This window comes from Nocardiopsis sp. NPDC006198 (genome assembly GCF_040613895.1).
Lineage (GTDB): Bacteria > Actinomycetota > Actinomycetes > Streptosporangiales > Streptosporangiaceae > Nocardiopsis > Nocardiopsis tropica.
In genome coordinates, this window is sequence record NZ_JBEXSY010000049.1 from 1 (window position 1) to 14,178 (window position 14,178).

12 protein-coding genes are annotated in these 14,178 nt (G+C 71.3%); 7 read left to right on the plus strand and 5 right to left on the minus strand.

What is annotated here, in order from left to right:
• Positions 1-294: 294 nt before the first annotated feature.
• A complete protein-coding gene (locus tag ABZ234_RS25485; RefSeq protein ID WP_267948366.1) occupies positions 295-477 on the minus strand; it encodes a DUF6104 family protein in 183 nt (60 codons plus the stop codon).
• A gap of 14 nt (positions 478-491) precedes the next feature.
• Positions 492-4,118, minus strand: a complete 3,627-nt coding sequence (locus tag ABZ234_RS25490) for a multifunctional oxoglutarate decarboxylase/oxoglutarate dehydrogenase thiamine pyrophosphate-binding subunit/dihydrolipoyllysine-residue succinyltransferase subunit (protein ID WP_355013723.1) — start codon at positions 4,116-4,118, stop codon at positions 492-494.
• Positions 4,119-4,807: 689 nt separating this feature from the next.
• On the opposite strand from ABZ234_RS25490, the gene ABZ234_RS25495 reads away from it, so the two are divergent.
• The gene (locus ABZ234_RS25495) at positions 4,808-5,182 is read left to right on the plus strand and encodes a BlaI/MecI/CopY family transcriptional regulator (RefSeq protein ID WP_330157451.1); all 375 of its coding nucleotides are present in this window, start codon (positions 4,808-4,810) and stop codon (positions 5,180-5,182) included.
• A gap of 79 nt (positions 5,183-5,261) precedes the next feature.
• Here ABZ234_RS25495 and ABZ234_RS25500 read toward each other — a convergent pair whose 3' ends face one another.
• Complete coding sequence (locus ABZ234_RS25500) at positions 5,262-6,347, minus strand: suppressor of fused domain protein (RefSeq protein ID WP_267948369.1); 1,086 nt, start codon at positions 6,345-6,347, stop codon at positions 5,262-5,264.
• Between the two features lie 200 nt (positions 6,348-6,547).
• On the opposite strand from ABZ234_RS25500, the gene rlmN reads away from it, so the two are divergent.
• The 6 genes from rlmN to ABZ234_RS25530 all read left to right on the plus strand — a co-directional run bounded on the left by rlmN (position 6,548) and on the right by ABZ234_RS25530 (position 10,908).
• Complete coding sequence (gene rlmN / locus ABZ234_RS25505; protein WP_267948370.1) at positions 6,548-7,645, plus strand: 23S rRNA (adenine(2503)-C(2))-methyltransferase RlmN; 1,098 nt, start codon at positions 6,548-6,550, stop codon at positions 7,643-7,645.
• Between the two features lie 25 nt (positions 7,646-7,670).
• Positions 7,671-8,141 carry a hypothetical protein gene (locus ABZ234_RS25510; RefSeq protein ID WP_344179729.1) on the plus strand — a complete coding sequence of 157 codons (471 nt, stop codon included), beginning with the start codon at positions 7,671-7,673 and terminating at the stop codon, positions 8,139-8,141.
• 269 nt (positions 8,142-8,410) lie between these two features.
• A complete protein-coding gene (locus ABZ234_RS25515; RefSeq protein ID WP_355013724.1) occupies positions 8,411-9,034 on the plus strand; it encodes a hypothetical protein in 624 nt (207 codons plus the stop codon).
• A gap of 6 nt (positions 9,035-9,040) precedes the next feature.
• Positions 9,041-9,367: a transcriptional regulator gene (locus ABZ234_RS25520; protein ID WP_355013725.1), complete on the plus strand. Its 327-nt coding sequence runs from the start codon at positions 9,041-9,043 to the stop codon at positions 9,365-9,367.
• Between the two features lie 245 nt (positions 9,368-9,612).
• Positions 9,613-10,422, plus strand: a complete 810-nt coding sequence (locus ABZ234_RS25525) for a carbon-nitrogen hydrolase family protein (RefSeq protein WP_267948374.1) — start codon at positions 9,613-9,615, stop codon at positions 10,420-10,422.
• A gap of 240 nt (positions 10,423-10,662) precedes the next feature.
• Entirely contained in the window at positions 10,663-10,908 is a 246-nt protein-coding gene (locus ABZ234_RS25530) for a hypothetical protein (protein ID WP_267948375.1), read from the plus strand.
• Between the two features lie 241 nt (positions 10,909-11,149).
• On the opposite strand, the gene ABZ234_RS25535 is transcribed toward ABZ234_RS25530, so the two are convergent.
• Both ABZ234_RS25535 and ABZ234_RS25540 read right to left on the minus strand, forming a co-directional pair.
• Positions 11,150-12,658 carry a CoA-acylating methylmalonate-semialdehyde dehydrogenase gene (locus ABZ234_RS25535; protein ID WP_355013726.1) on the minus strand — a complete coding sequence of 503 codons (1,509 nt, stop codon included), beginning with the start codon at positions 12,656-12,658 and terminating at the stop codon, positions 11,150-11,152.
• A 137-nt stretch (positions 12,659-12,795) separates the two neighbouring features.
• Entirely contained in the window at positions 12,796-14,082 is a 1,287-nt protein-coding gene (locus tag ABZ234_RS25540) for an aspartate aminotransferase family protein (protein WP_355013727.1), read from the minus strand.
• Positions 14,083-14,178: the final 96 nt, after the last annotated feature.

The following is a 14,178-nucleotide window of genomic DNA, read 5'->3' on the forward strand; positions in this document are numbered from 1 at the left end:
GGGGGGCCCAGCGGCCCCCCCCCGCGGCCGCCGGGCCCCCGGGGGACCCCCGCCGCGGCGGGCTCACATACCCCCCCCGGCGGGCGGGGCCGGGCCCGGCCCCCCCCCCCGGGCCTCGGGGACGAGCGCTCCGGCGGGGCGCCCGGCGGCGCGGGCCGCGCGTACGGCCCCCCGCCGGCGCCGGCCGGGTGCGCCCCGAGGCGGCCGGGCGTCCGGCCCCGGACACGGGAAAGGGGCCCGGGTCGCCATGACCCGGGCCCCTCACACCCCGCCGCTCACGCGGAGGGGCGGTGACTACTCCTCGTCGTCCTCGTCGTCCAACCGGGCCAGCCAGGTGGCCAGCCGGTCGACCGGCGTCTCGAACTCGGGGTGGACGTCGGTGAACACCCGCAGCTGCTCGGCGAGCCAGGCGAAGCTGACCTCCTCCTCGCCGCGGCGGCCCTCCAACTCCTCGATCCCGCGATCGGTGTAGTACACGCTCTGCCCCGTCCTCAGTCGGCGGGCGGGAACACCGTGTCCACCAGGGCACGCTGCTCGGCCTCGTGGCGCTTGGCCGAACCGGCCGCCGGCGCGGAGGAGGCCGGACGCGAGATCCGGGTGAACGGACGGTCGAGCTGCTCGGAGAAGACCAGCGCGACGAAGGGCCACGGGCCCATGTTCGCCGGCTCCTCCTGCACCCACAGGACCTCGCCCGCGTTCGGGAAGGCCTTGAGCTGCTCGCGGATCTCCTCGATCGGCAGCGGGTAGAGCCGCTCCGCCCGGATGATCGCCGTGTGCTTGTCACCGCTCTTGCGGCGCGCGGCGTCCAGGTCGTAGTAGATCTTCCCGGAGCACAGCACCACGCGGCGCACCTTGTCGGGCGCGATCGAGTCGTCCGTGATCAGCGGCTGGAAGTGCCCGGACGTGAAGTCCGCGGTGGCCGAGGTGGCGGCCTTCAGGCGCAGCAGCGACTTGGGCGTGAACACCACCAGCGGGCGCTGGAACGGCGACTTGGCCTGCCAGCGCAGCAGGTGGAAGTAGCTCGCCGGGGTCGACGGCATCGCGACGGTCATGTTCTCCTGCGCGCACTGCTGGAGGAACCGCTCGATGCGGGCGGACGAGTGGTCCGGCCCCTGGCCCTCGTAGCCGTGCGGCAGCAGCAGGGTCACGCTGGAGCGCTGGCCCCACTTCTGCTCGCCCGCGGTGATGTACTCGTCGATGACGGTCTGGGCGCCGTTGACGAAGTCGCCGAACTGCGCCTCCCACATGACCAGCGCGTCCGGACGGGTCAGCGAGTAGCCGTACTCGAAGCCCAGCGCCGCGTACTCGCTCAGGAGCGAGTCGTGCGCGTGGAACCGGGTGGTCCCCTCGTCGAACTGCTTGAGCGGCGTGTAGGTCTCGCCGGTGTCGCGGTCCATGAGGGCGGCGTGGCGCTGCCCGAAGGTGCCGCGGCGGCTGTCCTGGCCGATCAGGCGGATCGGGTGGCCGTCGATCAGCACCCCGCCGAAGGCCAGCAGCTCACCGGTCGCCCAGTCGATGGAGTCGGTCTCGACCATCGTCGCGCGGCGGGTCAGCTGGGGCGCCAGCCGCGGGTGCGGCGTGAAGCCCTCGGGCAGCGACACCTGGGTGTCGATGATCCGCTTGACCGTCTCGGAGCTGATCGCCGTCTCCACCGCGGAGTGGTCCAGGCGGCCCTCGGTGAATACCTCGGGCTTGACCACGGCGCCCGGCTCGATCGGCTTCTTCTCGACCTCGCGGGTCTCGGTGAAGGCCCGTTCGAGCTCGGTCTGGTAGTCGCGCAGGGCCGACTCGGCCTCCTCCACGGTGATGTCCCCGCGGCCGATGAGGGCCTCGGTGAACAGCTTCCGGGTGGAGCGCTTGGCGTCGATGACGTCGTACATCAGCGGCTGGGTGAACGCGGGGTTGTCGCCCTCGTTGTGACCGCGGCGCCGGTAGCAGACCAGGTCGATCACGACGTCCTTGTTGAACGCCTGGCGGTACGCGAAGGCCAGGTGCGCGACCCGGACCACGGCCTCGGGGTCGTCCCCGTTGACGTGGAAGATCGGCGCCTGCACCATGCGCGCCACGTCCGTGGCGTACACGCTGGAGCGGCTGTCGGCCGGGGAGGTGGTGAAGCCCACCTGGTTGTTCACGATGACGTGCACCGTGCCGCCGGTCCGGTAGCCGCGCAGCTGCGACAGGTTGAGCGTCTCGGCCACCACGCCCTGGCCGGCGAACGCGGCGTCGCCGTGGATCAGGATCGGCAGCACCGTGAAGCCGTGCGGGCCCTTGTTGAGGACGTCCTGCTTGGCGCGGACGATGCCCTCGGCGACCGGGTCGACCGTCTCCAGGTGGGACGGGTTGGCGGCCAGCGAGATCTGGATCCTGTCGCCCTCGCGGGTCTCGAAGACCCCCTCGGTGCCCAGGTGGTACTTGACGTCACCCGAGCCGTGCGCGCTGCGCGGGTCGAGGTTGCCCTCGAACTCGCCGAAGATCTGCCCGTACGACTTGCCGCAGATGTTGGCGAGCACGTTCAGCCGGCCGCGGTGGGCCATGCCGATGACGGCCTCGTCCAGCTCGGCCTTGGCCGCCCGCGAGATCACGCCGTCCAGCAGCGGGATCAGCGACTCCCCGCCCTCGAGCGAGAAGCGCTTCTGGCCCACGTACTTGGTCTGGAGGAAGGTCTCGAACGCCTCGGCGCTGTTGAGCCTGTGCAGGATGTGCAGCTGCTCGTCGCGGTCGAGCTTCTCGTGCTCGCGCTCGACGTGCGACTGGATCCACTCCCGCTCCTCCGGGCTCTGGATGTGCATGTACTCGATACCCACCGTGCGGCAGTAGGTGTCGCGCAGCACGCCCAGCACGTCGCGGAGCTTCATGACCTGCTTGCCGCCGAAGCCCCCGGTGGGGAACTCGCGGTCCAGGTCCCACAGGGTGAGGCCGTGCTCGAGCACGTCCAGGTCGGGGTGCTTGCGCTGCTCGTGGTCCAGCGGGTTGGTGTCGGCCATGAGGTGGCCGCGCACGCGGTACGCGTGGATGAGCTCCTGGACCCGGGTGGTCTTGTCGAGCTGCGTCGCCTTGTTGACGTGGATGTCCTGCACCCAGCGCACCGGCTCGTACGGGATCCGCAGCGAGTTGAAGATCTCGTCGTAGAAGCCGTCCTCGCCCAGGAGGAGCTGGTGGATCCGGCGGAGGAACTCGCCGGACTGCGCGCCCTGGATGATCCGGTGGTCGTAGGTCGACGTGATCGTCATGACCTTGCTGATGCCGAGCTCGCTCAGGGTGTCCTGGGACGCCCCCTGGAACTCCGCCGGGTACTCCATCGCGCCGACGGCGAGGATGGTGCCCTGGCCGGGCATGAGGCGCGGCACCGAGTGCACGGTGCCGATGCCGCCCGGGTTGGTCAGGCTGATCGTGGTGCCCTGGAAGTCGGTCACGCCCAGCTTGTTGGCGCGGGCCTTGCGGACGATGTCCTCGTAGCCGCTCCAGAACTCGTTGAAGTCCATCTCCTCGGAGCCCTTGATGCTGGGCACCACGAGCTGACGGGAGCCGTCGGCCTTCTGGAGGTCGATCGCGAGACCGAAGTTCACGTGCTCGGGCTTGGCCACGCCCGGCTTTCCGTCGACCTCGACGTAGGAGTAGTTCATCTCCGGCATGGCCTTGGCGGCCTTGACCATCGCGTAGCCGATGAGGTGGGTGAAGGAGACCTTCCCACCGCGTCCGCGCCGGAGGTGGTTGTTGATGACGATGCGGTTGTCGAACAGGAGCTTGACCGGCACCGCGCGCACACTCGTCGCGGTGGGCATGGTCAGACTCGACTCCATGTTGGTAGCGGTCCGCGCGGGTGCACCGCGCAGACGCTCCTGCTTGACCTGGAGTGCCTCGTCCTTGCTCCCCTGCGCGGGCGCAGGGGGGGCAGCGGACTTCTTCGGCGCCGGGGCTGCGGGAGTCTTCTGGTCCTGCGCCTTGGCAGCACCCCCGCCCTTCGCGCCGGCAGTCTCCGCGGACTTGTAGTCCGCGAAGAAGTTCCACCAGGCCTTGTCGACGGAGTTCGGGTCGTTCAAGTACTTCTGATAAAGCTCCTCGACCAACCACTCGTTGGGACCGAAGTCTGTCAGGGGTTGAGACGCCTCAGACGACACGGCGGAGATCGCCCACTTCCGCAGCTCGCTTGTGAATGTGTATGAAGACGGGTGGCTGCTGGCAAGGCGGGCTCGAAGGAACGTGGGAGCATCCCCGCGCATGCGGGAAGCATCTGACCTGGCCAGCACTCGTCGGATACCAGGCTACTTGTACCGGCCTCCTCGCGGGGAACCCGGGCGTTGTTGAAACTAGGAGATAGGTAACAATGTTTCACATCGCCGCTCTCCCTACGCACGGGTAACTAAGCGCAGCGTTGTTATGCCGTCTGTTTTGTGTGGCTTTCAGGGGATTTTGAGATGTGAAGACACTGTCCTCGTTCGGCCAACCGGGGTGTGGCGCGTGCCACTCGGGGGTCCCGGGAGGGCGGGAACCGGCGGCGGCCGGACCGCGTCGGAGTGGGTGTGAGCGGCCGGGCAGGACGGCCGGGTCCCCGCCGCCGGCGTTTCCCAGCGGAGGCGGGGGGACCCGGGCCCGGCCGCGGACCCCCCTCCCCGTGCCCGGGTGGCCCGGTGGTCGGCGTCCCGCCTCTTTCCCTGGTCCCCACGGGCCGCCGACGGGTGAAACGCCGGTCCGGGACGCCGAGGATGCGCGGATCTGCGCGCTCTCCGGAGTTCTCCCACGGAACAGGCCCCGCGCTGTCTACGATCTCGGTGACGAGCACACCGATGTCGCGGGGTAGGGGAGGCCCATGAGGGGGCTGGGGGAACTGGAGGCGGCCATCATGGACGCGCTGTGGCGGTCGGACGCACCGCTCTCGGTGCGCCAGGTTCGCGAGAACATGGTCTACGACCGCGACATCGCCTACACGACCGTCATGACGGTCGCGAACATCCTCTTCCACAAGGCTCTGCTGGACCGGGAGAAGTGCGGGCGCGCCTGGGTGTACTGGCCCCGGGAGACGCACGCCGAGTACACCGCGCGGGTGATGGACGAGGTCCTCAACACGGGCCCCGACCCGCGCGCCACGCTGCTCAGCTTCGTGGAGCGCTTCAGCGACGAGGACATGGTGCGCTTCCACCAGATGCTCAGCCAGGTGAGGGGCCGCCGCGGCATCGCCAGCTGACCCCGTTCGGCGTCGGCCGGGCCGGGCACGGCCGTTCCGGGCGGGCCGGGGAGGCGGCGCCGCGTCCCCGGCCCGAGCGCTACTCCAGGACCCAGCTGCGCCCCTCGGCCGCCAGCTTCTCGACGAGGGTGGCGCTGTCGTGCTCCTTGGCGAACAGGTGCTCGGGCCGGGTGATCGGCACGATCCACAGCCAGCGCACCGGATCCCCCTGGAAGGAGAGCCCGGAGGTGTCCAGCGGCCGGTGGTCGGGGTGCGCGACCAGGGGGGCCGGGTCCTCCATCAGCAGGACCGCGCCCGCGCCGCCGCGCATCGCGCGGTCCTCGGGGTTGTCCAGCCACTTGACCGTGTGGCCGGTGCCGAACCACGTGACCGCCCGCCAGGGGAACGCGCCGATCCACCGGAAGATCCTGGCGGCCCGGTGGGCGGGCATGGTCGTGGCCAGGGCCAGTTCGACGCGCGCGTGCTGGGAGGTGTTGGCCATGTAGCGGTCCAGGGTGGGCATGCGCTGGCCGCACATCCCGACGGTGGACAGGACCGTGAACGGGCGCTCCGCCGTGGGCGGGCGCTCGGACACGCGGAGCAGGGGCGGGTGCCCGTCGGACACGTCCCAGTAGTGGCCGGGCTCGCCGACGCGGCGGTTGAGGTGGCTCAGGACGGTGCGCTGCACGCTCCGCCACGCCCCCGAGGCGCGGCGCCAGTCCCAGTAGGCCTCGGCGTGCACGACGCGCGGCCACAGCTGGCCGCGCACCGAGTCCAGCTCCCAGGCGTAGGCGCTGCGGCCGATGGCCTCCCGCGCGTAGCCGGGGAGCCCGCTGTCCGCCTCGGCCCAGCCGGGGATGACCGCGAGCAGGCCCTCCTCGTCGACCAGGGCCACGCCGTCGCCCTCCTCGAACCACACCGCGCGCAGGCACGAGGGGTCGAAGCGTGGGCGGCCCTGCGGGTGCTTGGTGTACGCCTCCGGCATGAGGGGCGCCTGGCCCTCGTACAGCCCGCCCGACTCGCTCGTGCGGGGGGCCATCTCGTGGTTGGCCAGCCACACGGGCACCCGGATGCGGCCCCGGGCGTCCAGCAGGTAGGCGGCCGTGGTGTGGGAGTCGCACTCCACCACGACACGGCGGCTCTGGTACGGGCTGATCTCGTCGAGCAGGACGTCGATCCCTGTCACCGGCCCTCCAACGCGCCGATCCCCTGATTGTCGTGGCTGGTGGACGAACTCGTCCGGGCCGTCCACACAGTGCGTAGAATCGACGGTAGTGCCCTGACAGGCGGAGCTGCACCGCAGCCGCGTATAGGTCGTATAACGACCCGAGCCGCTGCCACCCGCGCCGGGCCGAGACCATCGACTCCACCCCTTACGGACTCTCTATGCCCGCCGAGCTCACCTTTGTCGCCCCGCGCCGTGCCAAGCCTCCCCGGCACCTGGCCGACCTCAGCCCCGAGGAGCGGGCCGAGGTCGTCACCGAACTGGGGGAGAAGCCCTTCCGTGCCAAGCAGCTCGCCAAGCACTACTTCGGCGGGCTGGAGTCGGACACCGAAGCGATGACCGACCTGCCGGCGGAGTCCCGGGCACGCCTCGGCGAAGCCCTGCTGCCCACCCTCCTGACGCCCGTCAGGCACGTCACCGCCGACAAGGGGATGACGCGCAAGACCCTGTGGAAGGCGTTCGACGGGGTCCTGTTCGAGTCCGTGCTCATGCGCTACCCGGACCGCGTGACCCTGTGCATCTCCTCACAGGCCGGCTGCGGCATGAACTGCCCGTTCTGCGCCACCGGCCAGGCGGGCCTGACCCGCAACCTGTCCACGGGCGAGATCGTGGAGCAGGTCGTCGCCAGCGCCCGCGACCTGGCGCGCGGCGAGGTCGCCGGGGGTCCGGGCCGGATCAGCAACATCGTGTTCATGGGCATGGGGGAGCCCATGGCCAACTACAAGCGCGTCCTCCAGACGGTGCGCCGCATCACCGACCCCGTGCCCAACGGCATGGGCATCTCCCAGCGCGGCGTGACCGTGTCGACCGTCGGCCTGGTGCCCGCGATCAACAAGCTCATCGACGAGAGGATGCAGGTCCGCCTCGCGATCTCCCTGCACGCCCCCGACGACGAGCTGCGGGACGAGCTGGTGCCGATCAACACCCGCTGGAAGGTCGGGGAGGTCCTGGACGCCGCCTGGCGCTACGCCGGTACGACCGGCCGCCGGGTCTCCATCGAGTACGCGCTCATCAAGGACATCAACGACCAGGCGTGGCGGGCCGACCTGCTCGGCAAGCTCCTCAAGGGCCACCTGGTGCACGTCAACCTCATCCCGCTCAACCCCACCCCCGGTTCCAAGTGGACGGCCTCGCGGCCGGAGGACGAGCGCGAGTTCGTCCGGCGGCTCCAGGCGCACGGGGTGTCGGTCACGGTCCGCGACACGCGCGGACAGGAGATCGACGGGGCCTGCGGGCAGCTCGCGGCGGCCGAGAACTGACCGGGGCCGGGCCCGGGGGCGGCAGGTGATCGAGACAGCGCTGGCCTTCGCGGTCGCCCTCGTCTCCGGGGCCGTCCCGGTGATCAACATCGAGATCTACCTGGTGGGCGCCGTCGTCGCAATGGACGACGGCGCCCTCGTCGCGATGGCCGTCGCCGCGGGGCTGGGGCAGACCCTCGGCAAACTGCCCTACTTCTACGTGGGTCGGGGCACTATCGCCGTGCCGTGGATGCGCCGCAAGGCGCAGACCCCGGGCAAGTGGGCGGAGCGCGCCGAGGGATGGCGGCGCAAGGCGGAGGCGCGCCCCGCCTGGGGCGCGGGGCTGGTGGCCCTGAGCTCCTTCGCCAGCGTCCCGCCGTTCGTGGTGGTGTCGGTGCTGGCCGGGGTGGTGCGCATGAACGTCGTGCTGTTCTGCGCGGTCACCTTCGCCACCCGCACCGCGCGGTTCCTCGTCGTGGTGTTCGCCCCCGCCTGGGCGATGTCCTTCCTGCCCTGATCCGGGTCGGGGCCCGCCGCCCACGGCCCTCCGGTCGCGCCGCGGGCCGCCCCCGCACCACCGTCCGGCTCACCCCCGGCGGGCGGGCCACCGTCTCCGCCCACCGGGACGGGCCGCCGCGCCCGCACGGACCGTCCGCGCCCCTCCGGGGTTCGCGAGGCCCTCCGGCGTTTTCTGCCGACCCCTTCGGTCTGTATTGCAAACCAGAGGTCCGCGCCGTACCGTGGAGGAAAGGTTTGCGCCGCAGACCAAAAGTGAGGGAGGCCTGGATGACCAGCCCGCACGACATCGACCGTCTGCACCGCGTCCGAGCGGTCACCACCGACCTCGGCGACTACAAGGGGCTCCACCTCCTCGTCCTGGGCCTGTTCCTGGTGTTCCTCGCGTTCGCCGCCGCAGGGAGCGGGGAGCTCATCGCCCCCGGGGTGTTCCTCGCCGCCGGCCTGCTCCTGGTGGTCGGCCGGTACTACCGTGAGCGCTTCGGCGACGTCCGCCCCCTGAACACCGCGGGCCGCGCCGTCCGCCGGGTCCTCCTCCCGCTCCTGTTCCTCCCCCTGGCCCTGGTCCTCATCACCCTCTCCAACGTGTTCGGGCTGACCGACGGGCCCATCTCCGTCGCGGGGTTCCTGAGCGCCCTCCTCCTCGCCCTGGCCACCGGCCCCCGGTGGCGGATGCGCGCCCACTACCCCCTCGCCGCCGCGGCCATGGCACTGGCGAGCCTCCTGCCGCTCGGCGTGCTCACCCCCTCGGGGACGCACCCGTTCCTGGTCGACTCGCCCCCCATGCCGCTCCCGCTGGCCCTGGGTACCGTGCTGTGCGTCTGCGGACTGCTCGACCACCGCACGCTCGTGCGGACCCTTGCGCCCGCGCCCCGAACGAACGAAACGGACTGAACGACGATGGGTACGCCCTTCGAGGACATGGCGGACATCGACCGCCTGGTCCACGAACCCGCGCGGCTGGCGATCACCAGCGCGCTGCTGTCCTGCGAGAGCGCCGACTTCCTGTTCCTGCAGAGGATCACCGGACTCTCCAAGGGCAACCTGTCCAGCCACCTGTCCAAACTCTCCGCCGGGGGCGTGGTGGGGATCGAGAAGAGCACCGGCGGCCGCCCCCGCACCACCGTCCGGCTCACCCCCGGCGGGCGGGCCACCGTCTCCGCCCACTGGGACCGGCTGCTGCGCCTGCACGAGGCGGCCGAGGCGTGGACGGACCCCGGAGCCTGAGAGCCCGGGAGGCCGTCCACGCCTCGGCGGGGAAGGGCCGGGGCGCCGTCGACCGCCGGGTTGCGCACCCCGGCCGACCCCTCCGGGGCGCGGTGGCCGGACACATGCCCGTCACGCTGAACGCGTGTTCGGTCGCTCGGCAAGGGCGTGGCGCACCCGCGTCCGCCGCCGGGCCGGGCGGGGAAGCGGTCGTACACTCGGGTCACGGCGCCCCCGGGCGCCCCCACAACCACGAGGAGAGGTCCATGGTGCAGGTCGCGGTCGCCCAGTTCGCCCCCGGGCGGGACAAGGCGGAGAACCGGCGCTCGGTGGCGCGGCTGACCGCGCGCGCCGCCGCGGAGGGCGCGCGCGTGGTCCTCTTCCCCGAGTACGCGATGTTCACGGCGTCGCGCATGGACCACCGCTACGTCGAGGCGGCCGAGCCCCTGGACGGCCCCTTCGTCTCGTCGGTCGCGGACACCGCCCGCCGGGAGGGCGTGCACGTCGTCCTGGGCGTCAACGAGGCGGGGGAGGACCCGGAGCGCTTCACGAACACCCTGGTGGCCCTCTCCCCGGACGGGGACCGGGTGGCGCGCTACCGCAAGATCCACCTGTACGACGCGTTCGGCGTGAGGGAGTCGGACGTGCTGAGGCCCGGGCCCGTCGAGGAGCCGGAGACCTTCGCCGTGGACGGCGTGGTGTTCGGACTCCAGACCTGCTACGACCTGCGCTTCCCCGAGGTGACGCGGCGGATCGTCGACGCGGGGGCGCACGTGGTGCTGCTGGCGGCGCAGTGGGTTCCCGGCCCGCTGAAGGAGGAGCACTGGCGGACGCTGGCCCGCGCCCGTGCCATCGAGAACACCGTGTACGTCGCGGCGTCCGGACAGGCGGCCCCGACGGGCTCGGGCAACAGCATGGTGGTCGACCCGATGGGGACCCCCGTCGCGGCCCTGGGGGAGCAGTCCTTCGCGATCGCCACGGCCCAGGTTTCGGCCGACAGGGTCGAGGAAGTACGGGGGATCAATCCCGCGCTGTCACTGCGCCGTTTCTCGGTCTGTGAGCGTCCTTCGGGCTGAAGGGCGCGCTGCGAGCCCGTTGTAGATATCAGACAAAGGGTATGAACATGCAGTTGGCGACAGGGGTCTTCCCAGACTTGATCACTTAGGGTTATGATCTCCCTGCACGGAGTGATTTAGTTCGGTCCGGACCCTTCCAGGCGCCCAGCGCTTCTGATTCAATAAAGAGCCGGTAACTATCGGCCCGCCAGACTGTCCTAAACCACGGGGGGAGCAAGGACATTGCGCGGAACGAGCACGATGTGCGATCCAGACACGCTGCCTGACGACTCACACGACACCTACGTCTACGACCCGGGATCGCTGAGCGGGGCGCAGTGCATGGGGGATGCCTGCGTCGTCTGCCACGCCAAGTGGCCGCGGCCCCGAAAGGTCCTCGGAGAGCTTCCCGACGGAAGCCGCGTCTTCGGTTGTGAGGAGTGTGCGGGGATCATCGGCGTCGATCCGGGGATACCCGCCGGTGAACGGCTGTTCGCGGTGCGGTAGGAGCGGCAGGACGGTCGCGCTCCGGGTCCAGGGGGAGAGACGGACCCGGAGCGCTTCCGCTGACGCGCCCGCTTCCATCGGGGAGGAGGGGAAATGAGCGCGTCTATCCCGGATGGTCTCCTGTGACGGCCGACGCCGCCGAACACGCCCCGTGAGGGGCTTCCGGGGACAACGATACTCCGTGTCGTCCCCCGCCGACCGTCAGTGAGAGACATCCGTCCGGTATTTCCCCGAACTCGGACTAGCCGTTGGTGGGGAACCCCAGGTCGACGCCGCCGGAGGGCCGCCGCCCCGGGTCGGTCCAGCGCGCCGTGACCGCCTTCGTGCGGGTGTAGAAGTGGACACCCTCCGTGCCGTGCGCGTGGGAGTCGCCGAAGAGCGACTGCTTCCAGCCGCCGAACGAGTAGTAGGCCACCGGCACGGGGATCGGGACGTTGATCCCGACCATGCCGACCTGGACCTCGTTCTGGAACCGGCGCGCGGCGCCGCCGTCGTTGGTGAAGATCGCGGTCCCGTTGCCGTACGGGTTGGCGTTGACCAGCTCCACCGCCTCGTCGTAGTCGCGCACGCGCAGCACGCTCAGCACCGGGCCGAAGATCTCGTCCCGGTAGCAGGCCATCTCCGGGCCGACGCGGTCGAGCAGCGAGGGACCCAGCCAGAAGCCGCCGGGATCCCCGTCCGGGACCGGGTGCACCCGGCCGTCGATCGCCAGGGTCGCGCCCTCGCGGACCCCCGACTCCAGGTACGAGGCGACCTTGTCGCGGTGCTCCCGCGTGACCAGCGGGCCCATGTCGCTGCGGTCGTCGTCGCCGGGACCGACCCTCAGCCGGGACACCCGGTCGCGGATCCTCTCGACCAGCCCGTCCGCCACGGAGTCGACCACGGCCACCGCCGAGATGGCCATGCAGCGCTCGCCCGCCGAGCCGAAACCGGCCGACACCGCTGAGTCCGCCGCCAGGTCCAGGTCGGCGTCGGGCAGCACCACCATGTGGTTTTTGGCCCCGCCCAGCGCCTGCACGCGCTTGCCGTGCCCGGCGGCGGTCCGGTAGACGTACCGGGCGATCGGGGTGGAGCCCACGAAGCTGACCGCGGCCACGCCGGGGTGCTCCAGGACGGCGTCCACCGCCTCCTTGTCGCCGTGCACCACGTTGAACACCCCGGCGGGCAGCCCCGCCTCGGCCCACAGCCCGGCCAGCAGCACGGCCGCCGACGGGTCCTTCTCGCTGGGCTTGAGCACGAACGTGTTGCCGCAGGCGATGGCGATCGGGAACATCCACATCGGCACCATGGCGGGGAAGTTGAACGGGGTGATCCCGGCGACCACGCCGAGCGGCTGGAGGATCGAGTAGGAGTCCACGCCGGTGGACACGTTCTCGGAGTAGCCGCCCTTGAGCAGGTGCGGGATGCCGCAGGCGAAGTCCACGACCTCCAGGCCGCGGGCCACCTCGCCCCGGGCGTCGGAGAACACCTTGCCGTGCTCGGCGCTGATCAGCTCCGCGAGGCGGTCCTGGTCGCGGGCGAGGAGTTCGCGGAAGCGGAACAGGATCTGCACGCGCCGGGAGAGCGGGGTGTCCCGCCATCCCGGGAAGGCCTCCCGCGCGGCGGCGACCGCCGCGTCGACCTCCCCGGCCCCGGCCATGTCGACCGTGCCCGAGACCCGGCCGGACGCCGGGTCGTGGATGTCGCCCCGTCGCCCGGCGGCCCCCTCGTGGGCGCGCCCGCCGATCCAGTGGGTGACGTGCTTGCTCATGTGATCCCTCTCCTCGTCCACAGGCGTTGTCCACAGGTGCGGGGGCGCGGGCGTGCGCGGAGGGGGCCGGGGAATCCCCTGAATGGGGGACCCGCAGTCACACCGGCCCCTCCGGCACACCGGGCCCCGCGGGGGCCTCAGGCCCCGTCGTTCACGGCGTGCACCGCGTCCAGCAGCACGTCGCGGCCCTCCACGGCCTCCTCCTGCGACAGCGTCAGGGGCGGGGCCATCCGCAGCACGTTGCCGTGCACGCCCCCCTTGCCCACCAGCAGTCCCCGCTCCCGGGTCTCCTCCTGGACCCGTCCGGCCAGCGCCGGCGCCGGGGCGCCCGTGGCGGGGTCGGACATCTCCACGGCGAACATCAGCCCCTTGCCGCGCACGTCCTTCACGCTCGGCAGGGCGGTCAGCGCCTTCAGCCCCTCCATGATCAGGGAGCCCTGCCGCCGCGCGTTCCCCTGGAGGTCGTGCTCCAGCACGTAGTCCAGGGTCGCCCCCGCGGCCGCCATCGCCACCGGGTTGCCGCCGAACGTGGCCACTCCCAGCGCGCCCAGCCGGTCCATCAGGTCGCCGCGGGCCACGACACCGCCCACCGCGAAGCCGTTGCCCAGCCCCTTGGCGAAGGTCATGGCGTCCGGGGTCACCCCGTGGTTGCCGATGCCGAAGAAGCTCGTCCCCGTCCGGCCCCACCCCGTCTGCACCTCGTCGGACACGAACAGGATGCCGTGCTCGTCCAGCACCTCCTTGTACGCGGCGTACAGGCCGTCCGGCGGCATCGCGAACCCGCCCACGCCCTGGATCGGCTCGGCGATCAGGCACGCCACGCCGGGCGCGGCCGTGTCCAGGACGTCGCGCAGGTCGGCGACGCACGCCTCGACGTACTCGCGGTCCGACATCCCCCGGAAGGCGGGAGCGGCGTGGTCGGTGCCGTGCAGGTAGTGCACGTTCAGCGGTGACAGGGAGGAGTTCTTCCACGCACGGTTGCCGGTCACCGCCACGGTGCCGAAGGAGCGCCCGTGGTAGCTGCCGCGCATCGCCAGCACCTCGTCGCTCCCCCGCGCGAACGTGGCCAGCAGCAGGGCGGTCTCGTTGGCCTCGGTGCCCGAGTTGGTGAAGAAGACCTTCGCGTCCGGGATGCCCGACAGGCCGGCGATCCTCTCCGCCAGCTCGACCTGGTTGCGGATCAGGTACAGCGTGGAGGTGTGCACGACCCCCTTGGCGAGCTGGCGCTCGACGGCCTCCCGGACCTCGGCCACGTCGTAGCCGAGCATGTTGGTCACGATGCCGGTGAAGAAGTCCAGGTACGTGTTGCCGTCGGCGTCCGTGACACGGGCGCCCTTGCCGCTGGTGATCTCCAGCGGGGAGTCGTAGTAGAGGGGCAGCCAGGAGGGCATGACCGCGCGGTGGCGCGAGAGAAGTTCCGACATGGCTCCAGTCTCGCCCGCTCCCACCCGGATGGCCAGGATCACCGTGTTGACAACATGGTGGCCGGGTTTACGCTCTGTCAAGGACGGTCGGCGGCG